Source organism: Bacillus sp. EKM208B, from assembly GCF_011800725.1.
In the GTDB taxonomy this organism is placed as follows: domain Bacteria; phylum Bacillota; class Bacilli; order Bacillales; family Bacillaceae; genus Bacillus; species Bacillus velezensis.
Genome location: NZ_JAANHO010000010.1, coordinates 73,291 through 92,285, shown reverse-complemented (window position 1 = coordinate 92,285; position 18,995 = coordinate 73,291). Strand labels below are relative to the sequence as shown.

General features: G+C 36.6%; 18 protein-coding genes and 8 pseudogenes. 14 read left to right on the top strand and 12 right to left on the bottom strand.

The genetic code is table 11. The features are described 5' to 3' along the window. Positions 1–107: 107 nt before the first annotated feature. Positions 108–1,343: a toll/interleukin-1 receptor domain-containing protein gene (locus tag G9F75_RS16705; protein ID WP_021495074.1), complete on the bottom strand. Its 1,236-nt coding sequence runs from the start codon at positions 1,341–1,343 to the stop codon at positions 108–110. Positions 1,344–1,588: 245 nt separating this feature from the next. Here G9F75_RS16705 and G9F75_RS16700 point away from each other — a divergent pair. From G9F75_RS16700 to G9F75_RS16685, 6 genes and pseudogenes are all read left to right on the top strand, one after another. Further along, positions 1,589–1,663: pseudogene (locus G9F75_RS16700) on the top strand (class D sortase); the annotation flags it as partial. Between the two features lie 499 nt (positions 1,664–2,162). After that, positions 2,163–2,318, top strand: a pseudogene (locus G9F75_RS20180) (tetratricopeptide repeat protein); the annotation flags it as partial. Continuing rightward, positions 2,296–2,358, top strand: a pseudogene (locus G9F75_RS16695) (phosphatase RapI inhibitor PhrI); the annotation flags it as partial. The pseudogenes G9F75_RS20180 and G9F75_RS16695, both read left to right, overlap by 23 nt. 1 nt (position 2,359) lies before the next feature. Beyond that, positions 2,360–2,478: pseudogene (locus tag G9F75_RS20315) on the top strand (IS1595 family transposase); the annotation flags it as partial. A 705-nt stretch (positions 2,479–3,183) separates the two neighbouring features. Further along, a pseudogene (locus tag G9F75_RS20175) lies at positions 3,184–3,550 on the top strand (BCCT family transporter); the annotation flags it as partial. Positions 3,551–3,588: 38 nt separating this feature from the next. Next, complete coding sequence (locus G9F75_RS16685; protein ID WP_021495073.1) at positions 3,589–4,992, top strand: MFS transporter; 1,404 nt, start codon at positions 3,589–3,591, stop codon at positions 4,990–4,992. Between the two features lie 610 nt (positions 4,993–5,602). Here the strand turns inward: G9F75_RS16685 and G9F75_RS20170 are convergent. Continuing rightward, positions 5,603–5,707, bottom strand: a pseudogene (locus G9F75_RS20170) (esterase); the annotation flags it as partial. A 226-nt stretch (positions 5,708–5,933) separates the two neighbouring features. On the opposite strand from G9F75_RS20170, the pseudogene G9F75_RS16670 reads away from it, so the two are divergent. Both G9F75_RS16670 and G9F75_RS16665 read left to right on the top strand, forming a co-directional pair. After that, a pseudogene (locus tag G9F75_RS16670) lies at positions 5,934–6,308 on the top strand (cystatin-like fold lipoprotein); the annotation flags it as partial. A 125-nt stretch (positions 6,309–6,433) separates the two neighbouring features. Then, a complete protein-coding gene (locus G9F75_RS16665) occupies positions 6,434–6,859 on the top strand; it encodes a MaoC family dehydratase (RefSeq protein WP_017419214.1) in 426 nt (141 codons plus the stop codon). Between the two features lie 263 nt (positions 6,860–7,122). On the opposite strand, the gene G9F75_RS16660 is transcribed toward G9F75_RS16665, so the two are convergent. From G9F75_RS16660 to G9F75_RS16650, 3 genes are all read right to left on the bottom strand, one after another. Continuing rightward, on the bottom strand, positions 7,123–7,464 hold the full coding sequence (locus G9F75_RS16660; RefSeq protein ID WP_015239219.1) for an MmcQ/YjbR family DNA-binding protein: 342 nt from the start codon (positions 7,462–7,464) through the stop codon (positions 7,123–7,125). 54 nt (positions 7,465–7,518) lie between these two features. Beyond that, positions 7,519–7,713, bottom strand: a complete 195-nt coding sequence (locus G9F75_RS16655) for an AAA family ATPase (RefSeq protein ID WP_230469665.1) — start codon at positions 7,711–7,713, stop codon at positions 7,519–7,521. Between the two features lie 94 nt (positions 7,714–7,807). Beyond that, positions 7,808–8,251 (bottom strand): Rrf2 family transcriptional regulator, encoded by a 444-nt coding sequence (locus tag G9F75_RS16650; protein ID WP_021495071.1) that lies wholly within the window; start codon positions 8,249–8,251, stop codon positions 7,808–7,810. A 197-nt stretch (positions 8,252–8,448) separates the two neighbouring features. Between G9F75_RS16650 and G9F75_RS16645 the strand changes: the two genes are divergently transcribed. Beyond that, entirely contained in the window at positions 8,449–9,087 is a 639-nt protein-coding gene (locus G9F75_RS16645; RefSeq protein WP_167409247.1) for an NAD(P)-dependent oxidoreductase, read from the top strand. Positions 9,088–9,404: 317 nt separating this feature from the next. On the opposite strand, the gene G9F75_RS16640 is transcribed toward G9F75_RS16645, so the two are convergent. The 3 genes from G9F75_RS16640 to desA form a co-directional block, all read right to left on the bottom strand. Then, positions 9,405–10,574, bottom strand: coding sequence for an MFS transporter (locus tag G9F75_RS16640; RefSeq protein WP_014416976.1), 1,170 nt, complete (start codon positions 10,572–10,574; stop codon positions 9,405–9,407). Between the two features lie 73 nt (positions 10,575–10,647). Beyond that, positions 10,648–11,223, bottom strand: a complete 576-nt coding sequence (locus G9F75_RS16635) for a TetR/AcrR family transcriptional regulator (protein WP_014416977.1) — start codon at positions 11,221–11,223, stop codon at positions 10,648–10,650. Between the two features lie 513 nt (positions 11,224–11,736). Further along, positions 11,737–12,765 carry a Delta(5) desaturase DesA gene (gene desA / locus G9F75_RS16630; protein WP_167409246.1) on the bottom strand — a complete coding sequence of 343 codons (1,029 nt, stop codon included), beginning with the start codon at positions 12,763–12,765 and terminating at the stop codon, positions 11,737–11,739. A gap of 184 nt (positions 12,766–12,949) precedes the next feature. On the opposite strand from desA, the gene G9F75_RS20310 reads away from it, so the two are divergent. Continuing rightward, the gene (locus tag G9F75_RS20310; RefSeq protein WP_074534332.1) at positions 12,950–13,048 is read left to right on the top strand and encodes a molecular chaperone TorD family protein; all 99 of its coding nucleotides are present in this window, start codon (positions 12,950–12,952) and stop codon (positions 13,046–13,048) included. A gap of 446 nt (positions 13,049–13,494) precedes the next feature. Beyond that, entirely contained in the window at positions 13,495–13,698 is a 204-nt protein-coding gene (cspC, locus tag G9F75_RS16620; RefSeq protein WP_003156143.1) for a cold shock protein CspC, read from the top strand. A gap of 615 nt (positions 13,699–14,313) precedes the next feature. Here the strand turns inward: cspC and G9F75_RS16615 are convergent. Continuing rightward, positions 14,314–14,775 (bottom strand): CarD family transcriptional regulator, encoded by a 462-nt coding sequence (locus tag G9F75_RS16615; RefSeq protein WP_014416980.1) that lies wholly within the window; start codon positions 14,773–14,775, stop codon positions 14,314–14,316. A gap of 346 nt (positions 14,776–15,121) precedes the next feature. Here G9F75_RS16615 and G9F75_RS20350 point away from each other — a divergent pair. Both G9F75_RS20350 and G9F75_RS16610 read left to right on the top strand, forming a co-directional pair. Next, positions 15,122–15,214, top strand: a pseudogene (locus tag G9F75_RS20350) (lipoprotein); the annotation flags it as partial. 107 nt (positions 15,215–15,321) lie between these two features. Continuing rightward, positions 15,322–16,002, top strand: coding sequence for an aspartate/glutamate racemase family protein (locus G9F75_RS16610; RefSeq protein WP_167409245.1), 681 nt, complete (start codon positions 15,322–15,324; stop codon positions 16,000–16,002). A gap of 105 nt (positions 16,003–16,107) precedes the next feature. On the opposite strand, the gene G9F75_RS16605 is transcribed toward G9F75_RS16610, so the two are convergent. The 3 genes from G9F75_RS16605 to cotR form a co-directional block, all read right to left on the bottom strand. Next, positions 16,108–16,677: a DUF2812 domain-containing protein gene (locus G9F75_RS16605; protein WP_167409244.1), complete on the bottom strand. Its 570-nt coding sequence runs from the start codon at positions 16,675–16,677 to the stop codon at positions 16,108–16,110. Then, positions 16,664–16,981, bottom strand: coding sequence for a PadR family transcriptional regulator (locus G9F75_RS16600; protein WP_015239232.1), 318 nt, complete (start codon positions 16,979–16,981; stop codon positions 16,664–16,666). The genes G9F75_RS16605 and G9F75_RS16600 overlap by 14 nt, the downstream gene beginning before the upstream one ends. A gap of 356 nt (positions 16,982–17,337) precedes the next feature. Next, positions 17,338–18,303 (bottom strand): sporulation hydrolase CotR, encoded by a 966-nt coding sequence (gene cotR, locus G9F75_RS16595; protein WP_167409243.1) that lies wholly within the window; start codon positions 18,301–18,303, stop codon positions 17,338–17,340. Positions 18,304–18,503: 200 nt separating this feature from the next. Here cotR and G9F75_RS16590 point away from each other — a divergent pair, with 200 nt between their 5' ends. Further along, positions 18,504–18,980, top strand: a complete 477-nt coding sequence (locus tag G9F75_RS16590) for a DinB family protein (RefSeq protein ID WP_021495063.1) — start codon at positions 18,504–18,506, stop codon at positions 18,978–18,980. Positions 18,981–18,995 lie beyond the last annotated feature (15 nt).

Below are 18,995 nucleotides of genomic sequence, written 5' to 3'. Positions count from 1 at the left end.
GGGCATAAGCAAATCAATTGAGATAAATATCGCATAAGATAAAGTTGTTGTTAAGCGAACATAGAAAAAGAGCATATATTAAAAATTTGCTCTTTTTTATTTCTAACTTAATTTTTAAGATTCCAATCATTATAAGCGTGACTTAATGTACTAGAAAGTATGTTTTCAATTCTACCGAACCATATAATTAAATCATCAAATGAAAAAGATTTATCATATTCATCAAGGACTTCTTTGACAAAATGAAATAAGGGATTTTTTTCGCCTAAGAACTTAAGACATTCAATGTAGGTGCTTTGCCTTATTGTTAACGCATTTGAATGTAGTTCATTTAAGTCGGTTTCATTTTTCAGTTGTTTATTATTTAAGTACTCTAAAATATCTCTAAGCTTACCATTCTTAAAATAAAAATGGTAATCAGAAGGAACTTTAGGTAAAAGGATAGGTACTTGTGGACCATAATAATAAACGGGATAATCACATTGTTGTTCTTTTTGAATAACTTTAGCTATATCAATAATTGTAGTTGCATCTCTTAGATCCCTAACTAAGTTTAAAGGCGCTCGACACCATAGCCAATCAGCTTTTGGGATTGAAAGTTTTTTAAACTGAACTTCCATATTTCTATCCCAGTCTCTATAGTATGAATCGTGATAATGTGTACCGTGCTGCCACTCTCCATTGTAATTGAAATAATGTACAGTTATTGCCCAAGAGTCATGTGTTTGATATGTTATGTCTTTCAATAATAAAAATCCCCTTGGGAGTAACCAAATTATTCTCTCGCTATTACTTTTATCAAAGACAATATCATAATCATCATTTCTTTCGTTACTACTTTTGAAGTCTGGCTTACTTCCTCTTTTTGGGGGAGTTAGTCTTGGCTCATCCCAAATAAGATGTATTAAATCTTCATACTGTTTTTCAAAATCTTCTTTGTCTAAAATCGGTAAAACCAATCTTGACTTTATAAAATCAGGTAAGAGCAACTGGTTATCGACTGATGATTCCATTGCAATAGGTATGAATTTATCTTGTTTAGTGTCTTCATAAATCTCGGGTGTAAGTATAATGGTTTCTGACCCTACTCCTCCAACTCTATTGTTTGCTTTTTCACAGTAAGTTTTATCGCAAATTACTATTACCTTGTCAGCTTGTCTTATACTCTCTTCCATAAATTTATATCTATCATGTCCAATTTTTAAGTGCCATCTGTCTAAAATGACTTCAACTCCAGATTTAGCTTCTAATCTATTAGCTAATTCAAGTACCCATTGTTTATGAGCCTCAGAAGACCAACTGTAAGATATAAAAACCTTCGGTACCTTTACATCTTTCTCCATATAAACCTCCTAATAGGAACTTTTTATTAAATATACCATATTTATTCTTTTCACGGTGCTAAAGATCTGATTTTTTTAAGGGCATTATGTTTAGAAGGATGTTTTTGAACTTTAAATAAGCTGCAGGTTGCTTTTCAATAGCATATTTTTTTATGTATGTCACTCTCGGCATGCCTAGGCATTATAACCCTTTTTAGAAGTAAAGAAGTTAAGGTGTTTTTTGCTCACCAATTATTAACCGCAATCTTACAACCTGTTACCCCTTTTCATATATCGGCAATTCTCCGAAACGGTATATCATTTATAGAAAGCGGATTTGAGAAAATGCAGAATATCAAAGAGTTAGGCTGACGAAAATTTTCGTCAGCCTTTTTAATAAGAAGAAAGAAATTAAAACTCTAATCAATACACATGAAAAAGTTAGAGTGTTTGTTATTTTGACTCACCATTTTTTAACCATAATTCATATAAACGTATATAAATGATGGCAAATGAAAATAGGAAATGTAATGAAAACAAGCTTTCATAATCAGTGATACGGATTTACAATGTTGAGGGACCAGCGGGTGAATGACCCGTGAAGGTTCAAGTCCTCTCGGCCGCATCAATGTTACCAAGGGTAATAGAGAGATCCTTGGTATTTTCTTGTGCTTATTTTTAAATGATCTACTGCCAACAAACTGCCCACTTACCTAAAGTAAGTCATCTGCAGTAGACATCGCACAAATATTTTCATCTTTATAGGTAGTTACTAATGCCTCAAACTCCAATTTGCCAAAGCAGAGAAAGTGCTGCTAAGCAAGGAAGAATACCAAGACTTCGAGGAAAATGTTTGCTGATGTTGAAAATTTTTCGATTGAAGTCGCTGATTATTTTCATGAACGAGGAAGCTTAATGCTCTCTACGAAAAATAAAAAAGGGGAGATTATTGATGAAAATCAGCCGGTGTCTATTGGCTGCAGTGATTTTAGGTAGTGTATTTTCAATAACTTATTTGCAAAGTGATCAAAATACTTAAACTATCTGGACAATACTTTGCTTGGTTCTTATTTGTCGATAGTCGCCGTAACGAAAGCACTAAACAACACCTTAAAGAGATTCTTTTGATATGACGGACACATATGACAGTTTGTGATTGTCAAAATTCAATGTTTAATCCTTGTTCAACTTACCCAGTTCAGTTAAAAGATTGTTAAAATTGTGATAAATGTATGAAAGGATTAAATGTTCATATCGAAACATTAGGATTACAGGGAAGGGGAACAAATACATGTCGATATACCAAAAATAAAACCATTACCTAAGAAATGTTTCTTTATTTACAGCTGGATTTAAAAAATAATTTTGTTAGGTGTCATGCAATAAATTCAATTGTCGGTGATTGGCCTGTTTAAATGCATCCATTATTTCATACCCGGTGCTACTTATTTCTGTTGTAGTCTGTATACTGATTAATAGGTAAAGAAAGTCGAAAAGGTATACGACATTCTTCATACAAATTAAAGTTTTGAATGAAAGAGCAGGATTACTCCTGCTCTTTTTCTTTCTAATTGGGCTAGATTAAACGCAGACGGTTATTCCTTGGGAAAAACAAAAAAATTTCTTCTATCCATTGACTAGCTTGGCTTTAGCCGGGTTTCTATCACCCTGTTGGGCTTGTCAGATTTTAAAAAGGTATGCTACGTTTATAGTGTTTTGTTTCACCTGATTGCGGGGTAATAAAGATAGAATCAGTAAATAAAGACGTAATGGAAGAACTAAAATATAGGTTTAGGATACTTTGAAGAAATAAAAGTTTTTTTTCGATTGTGATAATATTCACAATAGAGCTGTATGAAGGGGAATCATTTCTCCAAATAGTCTGCAGAAAATACCAACCACAGCCCAAGGATATATCACTAACCGCTTTGGCCGGTATTATCTGTTGGATGTTTCTCTTTTTGTTGCTTTTTGTATTATTTTTAGTCCAATCGGCAAAAATAAGTTAAGGAAACCAGCGAAAAAACTGAATTTCATCCTTCTTTCCTGGTTTACAATGTTATTTGGCGCTGGTATGGATATTCGTCTAGTCTTTTAAGGTACAGTTGAACCAATCATCCACTATGCCGTTAGCTCTCCATCAGGTGAAACAGAAACCCCCAGACTTTTAGAGAAGCATTACGCTATACATTCTGGGACTGCATGCTTGGACCGTTTATACGCTTGTATAATGTGGATTTGATAATTAAGGAGTCGATATTATTAAATGAAGTTTAACAAGAAAAAAATTAACGTTGTAGACATTCAAAAAGCGAAGAAAAGCGTGTTTGCTACAGGGATAGGAAACGCAATGGAATGGTTTGATTTTGCTTTATATTCTTATTTGGCAGTTATTATTAGTAAAAACTTTTTCAGTCCAGTTCAAAACGATGAATTAAAGTTAATATTTACTTTTGCTACATTTGCAATTGCCTTCTTACTTAGACCGGTAGGCGGAATTATTTTTGGTAAAGTGGGTGATAAATTTGGTCGGAAAATAGTATTAACAATTACTATTTTAATGATGGCTTTATCTACTTTAATAATTGGTGTGCTTCCTACCTATGACCAGATTGGTGTATGGGCCCCTATATTATTACTCTTAGCTCGTATTCTGCAAGGTTTTTCTGTGGGTGGAGAGTACGCTGGTGCAATGGTATATATCGCAGAATCTTCTCCAGATAATAAACGTATAAGGTTAGGCAGCGGTTTAGAAATCGGCACATTATCTGGTTATATAGTAGCGTCTGTTTTAGTTACAGTACTTTTCTGGACTTTATCTGATGTTCAAATGAATAGTTGGGGATGGAGAATTCCTTTCTTCTTGAGTATTCCAATAGGATTATTTGGTTTATATTTGAGAAGTCATTTAGATGAATCACCAATCTTTGAAAATGACATCTCTGAAAACCAAGAACAACAACCAGGTTTATTAGAAGTCATTAAAACATATAAAAAAGATATCTTTTTATGTATCGTATTTGTGGCATTTTTCAATATAACCAATTACCTATTGTTAGGTTATATGCCTTCTTATTTAGATGAGAACCTTGGTATAAGTGATAATATAAGTACACCGGTTACAGCAATTGTATTGATTATTATGGTACCGTTCGCTTTAACTTTTGGTAAATTGGGAGATAAATTAGGAAATAAAAAAGTTATAACAATTGGATTAGTATTAGGAATTGTATTTTCGATTATCTCTTTTCAATTTCTTAATATGGGGAGTCTAATATTCTTATTTATAGGACTTTTAATGTTAGGTATTGTATTATCTGTATACGAAGGTACTATGCCAGGATCTTTACCTACGTTGTTCCATACTGACATTAGATATCGAACATTATCCTGGACATTCAACTTATCAGTTTCTATTTTTGGCGGAACAACACCTTTAGTTGCTTCTTGGTTAACCCATGTGACAAGAAACAATTTGGCGCCGGGTTTCTATTTATTGGCAGTTAGTTTAATTGGCTTAATAGTTGTGTTAACCTTATTTAAAGATACTTCAGGTAAATCTTTAAAAGGTTCTTACCCAACAGTTGCTTCTAAAGCTGAGTTTCAAGAGGCTGTTGAAAATCCAAAAGATTCACTATGGTGGAAAATGGAACAAACAGAAAAGGAATGAAAAAAACATCCATTTAATTGACCGGCTACTCGAAATACAGACTCAGAATAAGCTGGGATTATCCGAGCAGCAATGACTGCAGCTCTTTTATATTCTGGAGGGCTTACTGCTTTGCAAAAGCAGCGTTGCTATTCTCGATCGTCATTATTTTATTGGTTGTGTCCTAATAATAAAACATTGACGCAAGAACGAAGAGAAATTAAAAGGTCCGAGCAATACAGCAAAATAAGAAATAAGAAGCTTTGTTATGCCAGTTCTTCTCCCGAAGGAGAGCTGGCTTTTTATTTTCTATATGGGGTCCAAAGCAGAAAACGAGAACTTGTACGCTAACTAATAATCCTATTGTTTTTAACAACAAAGGTTTTTTGGATATGAAGAGGGTGAACTGGTGAAAAAATGGAGTTTGTTGTGGAGTTAGCTTTTCAATTAGGGACATCTCAACAATAATAACCAGCCCGATTAAAAAGCTCATCAAAAGTTCCATTATTCCAACGTGAATATATTTGCGATAAGTTATTGAATCAATATACGATCCACTCAATTATTTGAGTGGATCTGTTTGTTTTTTATTTATTTGCAGCAGTCTCTATGTGACGAAACAATAGATGAATTAAAACCCTTTACGCAGCCATGTTGCGGCAAGATCAATTGCTCCGCGCGCAGCTTCAGTTTTAGCTAAGGCGTTGAGCATCACGAAATCGTGAATGATACCTAATGCAGTATTTGATAAAACCGGTTGTAATGAAAAAGAAATTAAAAGTTATAACAAGGAAATTCGTAATTTACTTAACATGCTGACAACTGAGCAATAGTTTTATGAATATAGATGGAGGGCCCTGCGGGTGAATAACCCTTGGAGGTTCAAGTCCTCTCGGCTGCATCAATGTTACCAAGGGTTGTAGACGCCCTTGGTATTTTTTTTGCGGAAAATTCATCTGTTACTGTATAGTAGGCCGTATGATTTGTCAGTCACCTTCATCCTTCTGCTGACTGCGTGCGGCGGTAGTAAATATGATAATGCAATTAATGAAGTGATGAAGCAGGAGAAGAAAGTCAGAAAAGAAATGCGAGCAGATTCAGATGAGTACAAAAGAGATAACGCCATAATTCGTGTATATGATGACGGGAAGTATATTCAACTTGCGTTTTATCAGCCAGAAGAAAGTTCTCGCAAGCTTACTGCTTATTCTTATTATGAGAAGCTTGGAGATTCTTATGAGGAAATGACACATATGCCGGGTGATAGTGATGGCGACCGCCTTGGTCTTTATAAGAAAACACCTGATTATAAAGAGGTTAAAAGCAAGGAAACCAAAACAATGTGCTTGTTCATTCCTGATAGGGGAACAATTGTTTCACCGTTAAGTTGTTGTGTGAGAGCCAGTATGTTAAAATGCTACGTAGATTTAATAATAAAGTTTAGATTCAAGGAGATTTATTTATGAAGTTGGATGAATTTACCATCGGGCAGGTTTTTCAAACTAAATCTTTTGAATTAACAAAAGAGAATATAATGAATTTTGCAGAAGTGTATGACCCACAATACATGCATTTAAATGAAGAAAAAGCAAAAATGGGCAGATTTAATGGAATTATTGCTTCTGGAATACAAACGTTATCTATTACGTTTAAGCTTTGGATTGAAGAAGGGTGTCATGAAGACGATATTATTGCTGGGACAGGAATGAATAATATAAAATTCCTAGCACCCGTTTACCCTAATGATAAACTGCACACTATTGTTAAGGTTATTGATAAAAAACCAAATAAAAGCCAGACGGGGATACTTACTGTATTGTTATCTACCTATAATCAGAAAGAAGAAAAAGTGTTTGAAGGTGAGTTATCAGTATTAATGAAACGCTAAATGACTTTTGTGGCATATCATCGTCACCTTTCATTTTTTATAGGTGTCTGGATGAAATAAGCAATCATCTTAATGAATTGAGTGGACTTTGAGTCTGCTCTTTTTTATTTGTTCAACCTATGTCAAGAAACAAAGGACTAACAATAACGAAAAAATCATCTCGTAAATACGAATTTAAACATTGCTGCCTTGAGGTTTTTTGCATATTCCTCTGTATCATTGCACCGGATGAATATCTATAATAAGCGTTCTATCCCTCGATGTTATGTTTCCTTTTTACTTTTTGGTTTTGTCAGTTCAAAGCTGTACTTTACCATGTCATGGATTTGGTGCTCTGGGAGTCCCTCATCTAAGGTAAGAGTATTCCAATGCTCCTTGTTCATATGGTATCCGGGCTTGATTTCTTCAAAAAGACCACGTAGAAAATCAGCCCTTTCAGGTTCGCATTTAAGGTTGACACATAAGTGTTCGTCGCGAGTGAAGATAAGTGCAAATATTTTCTTATTCCCTTTGTGCCGAATTGCAGTCCAACCATCCCCAAAAGGATGGTCTTCATAAGAGTTTGGAAAGGTTAGGCAGTAATCTTTTATTTCATCATAATTCATTATCAATTCACTCCATACCTCATTATTTTTATATACAGAACATATTCGTTCAAACTAAGATTTGCGGTTTCTTTTATACCAATCCGAGATTTCCTCAAGTCTTTGTTTGAACTTAGCTTCTGAACCTTGAGTTGTTGGATAGTAACACTCACGCCCTATTAAAGAATCTGGCATCGTCTGCATTGTCGTTAATTTTTCCTCTGTATCATGAGCATATTTATATCCCTTACCGTAATCTAAATCTTTCATCAAAAGGAGCAGACTTTATGTCTGCTCTTTTTTTGTTCATGAAAAAGCCATTTTTCTTATCCCCAGTCTGATAAAAGATTTTCTGTGAAATCATTTAACAATTATTGGTCAATTTTTCTTTTTCAATAATATCCTTTACCACATCCTCAATTGTGATATGCCCAAGAGCTTTTTCCAAGGCAGATTGGGCGATTTCAAATATTGGACCAATTGTACTTTGAATGTTCCGGCCTACAGGACATTGAGGATTGGGATTTTCATGTATACTAAACAATTCTTTATCTTGAACAACATGGACTGCTCTATAAACATCAAGTAAGGTGATTTCAGTTAAATCCCTCGCTAATTCAGCTCCTGCAATACCTGGCCGAACTTTTACTAAACCTGCTTTTTTCAGCATCCCCATAATTTTTCTTATGAAGGCGGGATTTGTATTTACACTTCCAGCTAAAAATTCAGAAGTGCTAATTCCGTCTTCATTTATTTCAATAAGAGCCAATATATGAATTCCTACAGCAAAACGGCTGCTAATAGACATGATTTCTTCACCATCCTAATTACGTTACACTCTTTATAGTACACTTGTAACTGAATGTATTACAAGTTCTTTTACTCTAATATGCTCAATTAACAAGATGATAAAAGTATTGACAAATAAATAAGGTGTAACTAAAATTATTACATGTAATCAATGTGGTTACATTTAAAATTTTGAATGATTAGGAGGACTTTAAATTGAAAATTGGAATCATTGGTGCAACCGGAAAAGCTGGAAGTCTTATCTTGAAAGAAGCGGTAAGCAGGGGACATGAAGTAACTGCAATTGTAAGAGATGCTGCAAAACTTAAAGAGGAAAAGATTTCAATCATTGAAAAAAATATAATTGATCTTACATCGGATGATCTAAAAAAGTTAGATGTAATAGTTAATGCCTTCGGTGCTCCATTAGGAGAAGAACAGGCACATGTAGATGCTGGCCGGGCATTAATTAGGGCATTAAAAGGAACGGGTACAAGAGCCATAATTGTAGGTGGAGCAGGGAGTCTTTATGTAGACGAAAATAAAACTGTCAGTGTAATGGATACACCTGATTTCCCGGAGATTTTTATTCCAACAGCTAAAGGCCAAGGTCGTAACTTGCAAGAACTAAAGGAAACTTCTGATATTAACTGGACATTTATCAGTCCTTCAGCGGTATTTGACCCAGACGGGAAAAGAACTGGATTTTATCAGTCAGGAAAAGATCATCTTCTTGTGAATTCGAAAGGCGAAAGTTATATCAGCTATGCAGACTATGCAATTGCAGTATTGGATGAAATTGGAAATCCAAAACATATAAATGAACGCTTTACAGTTGTTGGAGAAGCTGAATAAGTGATTGAGTAGAAACAAAGGGGTACCATTAGTGTCATCGCTAATGGTATCTTTCCTTCTAAGAATGTACGGAGACATTGAAAACTTTGCAATCAGAGCAGCTGATTTATTCGAGTTGATGATAGAGTAGGTGCTTAGTGAGTTGGACCAAAAAAATATGTATAAATAGCTCTGACTAAAACCTTTGTGGGTTAGTTAGAGCTTTTGTAAACCCACTCGTTTTCGTGAGTGGGCTTTTTTAAAATACATCTATCAACATGATTAAGGGGACCGTCAAAACTCCTAAATTACAGAAGTTTATTTTCATGATAGTTTAATCATAATGTCACTTTCGAATAATATCGATTAAACTTGATTGAATAGATCAAGACATAAATAACGATTAGTGCGGCAAATGTGTTTAGAACAATTAATGAGTGATTCAAGCTAAAGAAACTGGTCAAAATGCCGACTCCAATTGGAGGGATAATGAATCCGGAATAAGCGCACAAATAAAATGCTGATATTACTCTCGGTCGTTCTTCCGGCTTAGGCAGCTGTCCGGCAAACCTTAATGCTGCTTGGAACGACCAACCGGCGCCGACCCCTTGGATAAGCATTCCAATCCAGAGCATCCATAAATCGCCTGTCTGTCCGGAGAAAACAATGATCCACGGACCGATGGCCAGCAATACAATTCCGATGCGCATTCGCTTAACTGGATTCTGTACCCACGGGAAGAATTGTATCAAGGCAGCCACGCCTAAGAGTATGAACACCAACACACCTGCTAATGAGAGATTAGAGGAGTGAATGACGTTTTTGACATAGGAAGGAATGACGGAAAATACGATTCCGCCTAACATGAAGAATGTAAAAGCCGGAAGTCCAATAAATGAAATAAAATGGGATCGTATATTTTCCGGTATACCGAGCGAAATTTTTGTATTCAGCGGTTTTGGTTCTTCTTTAAGACTCGGTAACATTTCCAGAAATACTAAAGAACTCAATAGCATGGCAAGCAAAAGCCAAAATGGCATTCGAAGCGGCTGAACCTGCACATATTGCAACACTAGACCGGATATAGCCGGACCCATGCCGAATCCAACGTTTACGAATACTCCCGATAACTTAATAGCAGTACTTAGATGCTGGCGAGAGGTTTGTGATAATAAAAATGTGGTGGCCGTTCCTGTAAAAGCGCCATATGCAATGCCTTCCAAAATCCTTGCCGCAAATAGCATCCAGACGTTCTGGCTCCCTATGAAAAGCAACGTTGACGCGATGGATAGCCAGATGCTTATGCGAAGGATCTTCTTTAATCCCCAGGTGCTCCCCTTGGCTCCTACGATTAGCAAGGTCGGAACCAAGATAACGGCATAAACAGCAAACAACATTGTAATCTCTAGGCTGCTCATTTGATAGTGACTCCCGTATATAGGGAATAATGATGAAATATAAGTGGCTCCGCAAGACATCATTAGAATAATCCAAAACATTCTCTTCATCTTTCGTTCTCCTCGCATTTTATTAGTAAATCCGTTTTATTTGAGAATGATCGTTCTCAATAGGGTAAAAAAATTATTTCTTTAAAATGGATAATGTCGTATCCACGATCTGCTCTAATTTATCTCTGTTATCTGTTGTCTTGATCATCACTCGAAGCCCGATTAAAGCATTATTTATATATTGGGATAGTAATTCCGCGTTTAGCCTCTTATCGAGTTCTCCGGACTGCTGACCTGCCTCAATGAGTTCACGGATTAGACGCTCTGTATCGGTTAATCGTTGATCTACCCAATCCTTACATTCGGAATCATGCAGAGCCAGTTCAACTGCTGTGTTTACGATCAAACATCCTTTAGGGTATTCGCCTTCTCCTCTAGTAATGACTCTATCGAACAACTGCCGGATTGCTTCAACCGCAGTAAGATTCTCTTTATTGATTTTTTTCTCCGACTGCAGTTGAGTGTAACGGTTTAAAGCCTTAATGTATAACGAATGCTTATCTCCGAAGGTATCGTACAAACTTCTCTTGTGCACTCCCATATGGTTGACTAAGTCTGTCATGGAAGTTTTCTCATACCCTTGTTCCCAAAATAAACGAACAGCTTTAAGCAGTACTGCATCTTCATCAAATTCCTTGGTTCTAGCCACTAAATTCCCCTCCTTGTGATGGCAATCATAACATATTGAGAACGATCGGTAAAGAATAATGATGATCCATTCCTCTTCTTATCTTTAGAACGATCCTGTCATTTTGTCATAAATGGGGTCAATCTAAGATTGGGAAAGATCAGTTTCAAAAGATTCTTTTTTTCTTTAAACAGTGGCTATTTTAAGATACATTGCACCAATGACATGCCATGTAACTTTTTGGAAATGAAAAACTGCTCCATTTTTACTCCACAATATGAATATTCAAAGGTTTTATAACAGAAAACACAGTTTCACTTTATTGATGGCCCAACGGGTGAATAACCCGGTGAAGGTTCAAGTCCTCTCGGGCGCATCTCAATGATACCAAGGGTTTTGACACCTCTGGTATTTTTATGTTGAAAGTGCATGTGGCATTAAAAAAGTGCTGACCTCTGCACAAAATCTTTGCGCGAGTCTGCACTTTTATTATGCAAGATACACTGCCCATTATCATCGATTACGGGCGTTTGTTTAATCCGTTCTTAGCCGAGCTGATACCTGGCTTTTAGAAGTTTTTTTTAAGTGGGTAAAACCAACAAATTTTTTGCCTTCTTCATCCCATAGGCGGAACTTTAACGACTTAATACTTGTTGCCAGTGTGATGGTCGGAACGTTTTGCAATGGTTCAGTGTTGTTATGCACGATTTCAAGCTTATAGTTTGGGACTCTTGGGCTTAAATGATGAACATGATGGAAACCGATATTGCCTGTCAGCCACTGCATGACTTTTGGAAGCTTATAAAAAGAGCTTCCTTCAACGGCTGCTTTTACATATTCCCAATGCTCATCTTCTTCGAAATATGAATCCTCAAACGTATGCTGAATATAAAACATCCAAATTCCGAGGGATCCCGATATCATAAAAATTGGCGTCTGGACCAGCAGAAAGTTTTGCCAGCCGATAGCCCAACATAAAAGTGCTGCCAAAGCGACGATCCCCAGGTTCGTTACATATGTATTCATCCGTTCTTTGCGTTTTGCCCCTTTACGATTAAAACGATTGGTAATCCCGAAGACGTAAATCGGTCCGATAATAAACATAACAAACGGATTTCTGTACAAACGGTACATTATTTTTGTCTTAGTTGAGGCTTCTTTATATTCCTCAACAGTCAGTACCCAAATATCGCCCGTACCGCGTTTGTCCAGGTTGCTGCTTGTCGCATGATGGACAGAATGATCGTGTGCCCAATGATCAAACGGATGCAGAGTCAGAATTCCTGTAATTGTTCCAAGGATTCGATTCGCCTTTCGGTTCTTAAAAAAAGAATAGTGGCAGCAATCATGAAAGATGATGAAGGTTCTCACTAAAAAACCTGCCGCAACGACAGAAATCGCTGATGTAAGGATATAAGAAATCGACAAGCTCTTATAGGCCAAACACCATAACAGGAAAAACGGCACCAATGTGTTAATGATTTGATAAATACTTTTTTGTAAATCGGACTTTTCATAAGGGGTAACCAGTTTTCTCAAAGTCCTTAGGTTTTGTTCATTCATTTTTAAAAGCTTCCCCTTCCCTGATGTTCTTAATCTGCGTATAGAAAACGTTTTATTGCCTTTGAAGTCCCAGCTGTCATACTCCATGTATGATAAGTATCTTTTCTAATCCTGTGTAAAATTATTGAAGGTCAGAAAATGATCTCCATCTCGATTAAATCTTTATTAGCAATGGCCAGCCGGGATACAAAAAGCGTATGAAGATTATACCCAGCTCTTTATCGGGCCAAACTCTCTCCATGCTCCCCTATGTGAATCAGTTTATTTAGACCGTAAACTTTGATTGTTTGAGGAACAAACATGACAAGTTAATACCGTTAAAATAAGGGTATACTTGAGTGATCGTTTGGAAACTTGTGCAGAAACAAAGCTATACCAGTGAACAGTCAAGAATATCTTGTACTTGAACAAGAAACAGCTGAGCTTTTTAAAGAAACCTTTAACAATCAATATGAAGTACTGGGTTTGAAGGCATTCGTGATTCATTTTCACGGTGTTTTCAAACCATAGTTATTAATAGGCATCTTATTTTGCACTCGTATCGACAGGTTTAACAAATAAAACATGAATGAACATATTATTAATTTGCAGTTATTTCCGTTTCGTGCTATGATAAAGGGGAATTATTTTTGTTCGTGTAAAGGATAGTATGAATATCGACTTTTCGTCTTGATGATACTTTGGGCAAGGATAGTAATACAATGTGTAACACACTAGGAGGCAACAAAAATGGAACAAGGTACAGTTAAATGGTTTAATGCAGAAAAAGGTTTTGGATTTATCGAACGTGAAAATGGAGACGATGTATTCGTACACTTTTCTGCAATCCAAAGTGACGGATTCAAATCTTTAGACGAAGGTCAAAAAGTAACGTTTGACGTTGAGCAAGGTGCTCGTGGAGCTCAAGCTGCTAACGTTCAAAAAACTGCTTAATCTTTAATCGTTTATACAAACAGGCTCTTTATGCAGGGCCTGTTTTTTTATGTTCTCTGTATCATACTGAATAAAAAAACCCTACTCAACGTTCGAGTAGGGACAGTTGCTACAAGGTAAGAAAAAGGTTTAAAACCTCAAAGGATTGTTTACAGTATAACATACCGGATTGACGATATGTGGAATATATATAAATGATTTGTTTTTATGTTCTCAATATATCTGTATGTTATTCTTTGTTACAATTCGCATATCTCTTTTATGAAAAGAAGATAAACAACTGCTATTCACTGTGGAAGCAGATGTAAGAAATTCTTAAAGATAAAGAGGAGAGTGGTTGTTTTTTCTTCTGGAAATAATCACTTAGACCTAAAACAATGAAAGCCCTGCCTCTCTTCCATCCTTACGGCTCCTTGTCCGTGCCAGTGTGAATCAGGATTACAAAAATCAAGTGACTATTTCATCGAGTTTTTTGATAAAAATTCAAATGTTCGTTGAAGAAAAAAATAAAACAGATTAGATTGTTGGGGTAATAAAAGGGGTTAATGTTTTAAAAGTATATTCCGAAAACTTTCGGGTGCTTTTTGGAATGCAAAACATTATTTAAAATTAACCTTAGCAAAAACTTTTTATTTGTTTTTCAGTGATTCCTTTAATGAATTCCAGTTCACTAATCAAAAATTCATATGCATGATCCAACATTTTTTTTTCGCTTGAATTAAGTGCTTTTTCTTTCTTCATCCGCCTTAAATCACGTACAACTTCAGCGCCTTCTTGTATTTCACCCGTTTTTATTTTGTTCGTGTTTACTATATACCTTTGCTTCCACGGCAGTAACCTATCTGATTCTCCATGCTGAAAAATGTGTATAATGTGTTTTAATGCACGTATATCAGTAACCGGCCGTATATTTGAACTCAATATTTTACGCGTTGGAATCATAACTGTCATATTACTGATTGACATTCTTATGACATAATACTGTTGTTTTTCCTCTAAGAATTGTTTTTCTTCTATGGCTTCAATTGTACCTGCTCCGTGCATTGGATAAACAATGTTATCGCCAATTTGAAACATATCATCCACCTCCATATATAGGAACTTAACTTAAGGTTATCATATATGGAGTGTGATATCAAATTTTTAATGATAACATGGTCATTTATTGGTGTCAATAACTTTTTTTAAAAAAACAACATCAAAACAAGAGGGAACCTGTGGGATTCCGGCTTTCATAACCAATGAAATGTTGAGGGCCCAGCGGGTGAATAACCCGTGGAGATTCAAGTCCTCTCGGCCGCATCTCAATGATACCAAGGGTTTTTGATAACTTTTGGTATTTTTTATTTCTTTTTAAAACATGTGTTTTGTGGCCAAAAGAGTCCGCTGCTTATAGGAAGTCGTCCGGTTTGCCAGCCATCCTTTGAAGAATCTTTTTATTTTCCTTAGTGTATCGGTTATTCTGCTGACTGCGTGCGGCGGAATGAGATATGATAATTCGATTAATGAAATGATAAAATAGGAGAAGACAGCCAAAAAGAAATGAGAGCAGATTCAGATGAGAAACACAAGAATAACTCATCGTGATCGTATTCGTACACATTTTTACAGAGGAGGACAATTATGATTGGAATACTGGCAGGAATGGGGCCAAAATCTACTGGGCCATTTGTAGATAAAGTAGTAGACGAGTGCCAAAAAATATATGGAGCAATACACGATGTGGATTTTCCTCATATGATGATTTATTCTTGTCCGACTCCTTTCTACATGAATAAACCTCTCAATCATACGGACATGGAAAATGCAATTATTGAGGGGGCTGTAAAGCTTGAAAAAACGGGTGTTAATTTTATTGCAATCCCATGTAATACCGCACATATCTATTTTAATCAAATAAAAAATGCGCTTTCAGTCCCTTTACTAAACATGGTTGATGAAACCATAAAAAAAATATCTAAAGGTTCAAAAAAAGCAGCTCTTTTAGCCACCGTTCCTACGGTTCAATCTGGAATATTTCAAGAAGCGTTAAACAGAGAAGGTTATGATTTTTCACATCAAGATAGTTGGCAAGTCTATGTCGATCACATAATAGAAAAGATTAAACAAGGTCAAATCGATGAGGCTGGTACATTATATGATGAATTACACCGTGACTTAGCAGAAAAGGTTGATACGGTTATCATTGCATGTACGGATTTAAATATGGTCACGGATCAAAAAAGCAGCGAACTTACCTTTGTTGATTCATCAGCTTGTCTCGCTCAAGCCATTGTAAATAAGTATGTATCATTAACAAAATAAGCCGTCTGATTTATCAGCAAATTCAGGGCGCTTTTTTCCGTTAAAGCGCCCGGCTTCGGCAGATATACAATCCTCGATTACTTCTTTGAATGTAACTTCCCCGTGTTATTGTTCTTTTAACATTGAATATTTTCGATACGCTTTATAGTAACTGATACCGAAGATAACAGCCATAAGAGCGGGAAGCGACCTTAGAAGGGCAAATGGAGTTTCAAATAAAAATGCTTTCCAAAACATTGCGCCTTCCATACTCCACAGACCTTCAGCTAAATACAAACCTGAATCCTTGTAAATCAAATAAGAATAAAATAAGCAAAGTAAACCAAAACAAGATGAATAACTCATTAGTCTTTTATAATAACTACTCTTTGATTGGCGATCCGAGAAGATTTCATTTTGACCATCATCTTCTTTTTGCCAATATCGAGTTCCGCTGAGCCATGGGCTGTTTATATAACTCCAGCCGAAGTCTTCATAGATCTCTCTGTAGTCTTTGAACTTTTTCTTTGATAAATAATCTTGATAATCCAGTCGCATCACATATTTTTTGTCGGTTTTTTCGAAAGTGTATATTCCTAATCCGCTGATATTTGTACAGCGATAGCCTTTTTGTAATTGCTCGTTCAGCCATTGCTCCTCTTTTTCAATATCAAAAAACATCTTAAATGTCTTCATTCGATTCACTTCCTTCGTGCAGGGATAAAATATGCAGTAACCTGTTTTGTTCCATCTTCAAAATGGCGCTTCCTTCCGCAGTTATCATATAAACTTTTCTCCGGCCCGACTCTCCAACAGGTTCAATCCAGCCATGCTTATTCAAGTTTTCAATCGCGCCGTATAATGTGCCGGCTGCTAAAATAACAGTTCCGTTACTCATCTTTTCGATCTTCTGCATGGCGGCATAGCCATGAAGCGGCTCCCGCAGAGCTAATAAAATATAATGCATGGTTTCAGACAGCGGTAATAATTTATGTTTCATATCCTCATCCTCTATTCAGTCTGACTATATAGTTAAACTTAATACAGTTCAACTGAATAGTCAATGGTTTTTTCAAAATTTGTCAAAGGAACTTGAAAATCAAATCTAAAAAGTCGCTTCCCTTACGTAATGGGAAGCGACTTTTGAGTAGTCCTATCCAATTAAATGGCCCGATTGTTGGTTGTAATGCTTAACTTCAGTGTTTGAAATGCCGGGCGGTAATAAGATTTCACTTTATCGAATGACCAGCGTATAAATACCCCGTGAATGTCCAAACCCTCTCGGCCGCATTAATAATACCAAGGGTTTTGAGTCCCTTGGTGTTTTTTGTTCATTGTTTTAAGATGTGAATTTCCTTAGTGGCTGTCGTTCCAGTTTTTCTCTATAAATGTATTCGCAGGCTGTAAGTTGGTTTTGTTCGCAATTTCAATGACAGCGGGAACCACGGAAGGGTCTGTTTTGGAGAAGTTAGGAATCCGCGGATCTAACCGGAAAAAGCGATCTCCCAGCAGATTCGCGCTGACCATGGATTCATAGTAGCCATTTCCGCCGGAGATCATCTGAAGAAATGGCAGTAAAGGTTCATTAGGCGACCTGTCCAAAAGGACTCCCCAATTTGGAGGAAGGTTCTTCAGATTTTCGGGACGTATGTTATCCGCACTTACCATTCCCCATCCCCTCGTATCTCTTCTTAACCGAGTCGGGGCTTCACCTGTACCGATGGATAGCGCCGCAATTTGATCCAGTGGCACGTTGGCTTTACCAACCGCAAACGCGATACTGGCCGTACTGGGGTTCGTTGCCACTACATATCCGTCCACGTAGTTTTGATAGGCTCGTTGCGTCGCGGGAGCACCGCTGCTCCGCAGTATGACATCACTCACTTTCTCATTTAAATAGGGAGAGCCGGGAAAGTTGTGAAATAATACGGGCGTCCAACGATCCAGTGCTGGGGAGTATAATTTGAATGAAGGGACAACAATTCGTTTTCTTACATCTTTAAGACGAAGGCCTGGCGGGAAAAAGTTTCGTACCGCTTTAATAAAACCGGAATAGGGCAATTGTTGATTGAAAACAGGTCCGCCCGGCCGGGAAGTGCTGAATGCGGGCAGGATTTCATCCTCAAAATACTGAAGTGTTTCCTTCGGAGATCTTCCGCTTGCTAATGCAAGGGCAGTAAATGAACCGATTGAATTTCCCGAAAATACATGGGTTCGACTTATTAATGCTGGATTTTCTTCAGCCAGTCTGTTCAATAGTTGTAAACTTAGAGCACCTAGGGTACCGCCCCCGTCAAATGTCATGATCCGATATTTTGCCAAAGCTGATTTCTCCTTTCTGATGAAAACTATCATTCAGTATATGTTCAGCCAGAGTCTATTGTATGGATGAATGAATATCTCCTTATCTTAAAAATGGTTTGATTATCAATCCAGCGAGTCGGGAAAGAATATGTTTTTTATTTGAAGAGGTTTTTTCCGGGAAAAAGGAGAATTATTTAAAAATAAAAGGGGGAAAACACTTGAATACGATTGACCTTATTGTTTTACATTTTGAAGAAGTAAGACGGCGAAGCATCAAGTTATGGACAGCTATACCTGAGGAAAAAATGGACTGGCGCCCCGATTCCGAAGCAATGTCGTGTAAGGAAATGATAAGACATGTATTAGAAGCGGAATTTCTTTATCATCACATTTTACTAAAACAAATGAATGAGTCTTCAGAGGAATCTAAAAACCCGTATGAATCAAAAACGTTTACCACAGTAACCGAAGAATTAGAATTCGCAAAACCGTATCGGGCCGAGTTTTTGACATTCATCAAATCGTTAAACGAAACAGATTTAACAAATATAAAGATTGACAGGTCTGATGTTGGATATATTCGCGAACTAGGAGACATGTTATTAAGAATCGCTTACCATGAGTCCGTACATACCGGTCAGCTTTTAGACTATCTCAGAACTGCTGAGGTTGACAGGCCTTTAATTTGGGACTAGTTAAATGATTGAGTT

Coding starts and splice junctions, on each gene's coding strand:
- G9F75_RS16600 (WP_015239232.1), bottom strand. CDS start 16,981: ATGAAACATAAATTATTACCGCTGTCTGAAACCATGCATTATATTTTA.
- G9F75_RS16615 (WP_014416980.1), bottom strand. CDS start 14,775: ATGTTTCAAATTGGCGATAACATTGTTTATCCAATGCACGGAGCAGGT.
- G9F75_RS16705 (WP_021495074.1), bottom strand. CDS start 1,343: ATGGAGAAAGATGTAAAGGTACCGAAGGTTTTTATATCTTACAGTTGG.
- G9F75_RS16665 (WP_017419214.1), top strand. CDS start 6,434: ATGAAGTTGGATGAATTTACCATCGGGCAGGTTTTTCAAACTAAATCT.
- G9F75_RS16650 (WP_021495071.1), bottom strand. CDS start 8,251: ATGTCTATTAGCAGCCGTTTTGCTGTAGGAATTCATATATTGGCTCTT.
- desA (WP_167409246.1), bottom strand. CDS start 12,765: ATGAATGAACAAAACCTAAGGACTTTGAGAAAACTGGTTACCCCTTAT.
- G9F75_RS16605 (WP_167409244.1), bottom strand. CDS start 16,677: ATGAAGACATTTAAGATGTTTTTTGATATTGAAAAAGAGGAGCAATGG.
- G9F75_RS16685 (WP_021495073.1), top strand. CDS start 3,589: ATGAAGTTTAACAAGAAAAAAATTAACGTTGTAGACATTCAAAAAGCG.
- cspC (WP_003156143.1), top strand. CDS start 13,495: ATGGAACAAGGTACAGTTAAATGGTTTAATGCAGAAAAAGGTTTTGGA.
- G9F75_RS16610 (WP_167409245.1), top strand. CDS start 15,322: ATGATTGGAATACTGGCAGGAATGGGGCCAAAATCTACTGGGCCATTT.
- G9F75_RS16660 (WP_015239219.1), bottom strand. CDS start 7,464: ATGAATTATGATGAAATAAAAGATTACTGCCTAACCTTTCCAAACTCT.
- G9F75_RS16655 (WP_230469665.1), bottom strand. CDS start 7,713: ATGAAAGATTTAGATTACGGTAAGGGATATAAATATGCTCATGATACA.
- G9F75_RS16640 (WP_014416976.1), bottom strand. CDS start 10,574: ATGAAGAGAATGTTTTGGATTATTCTAATGATGTCTTGCGGAGCCACT.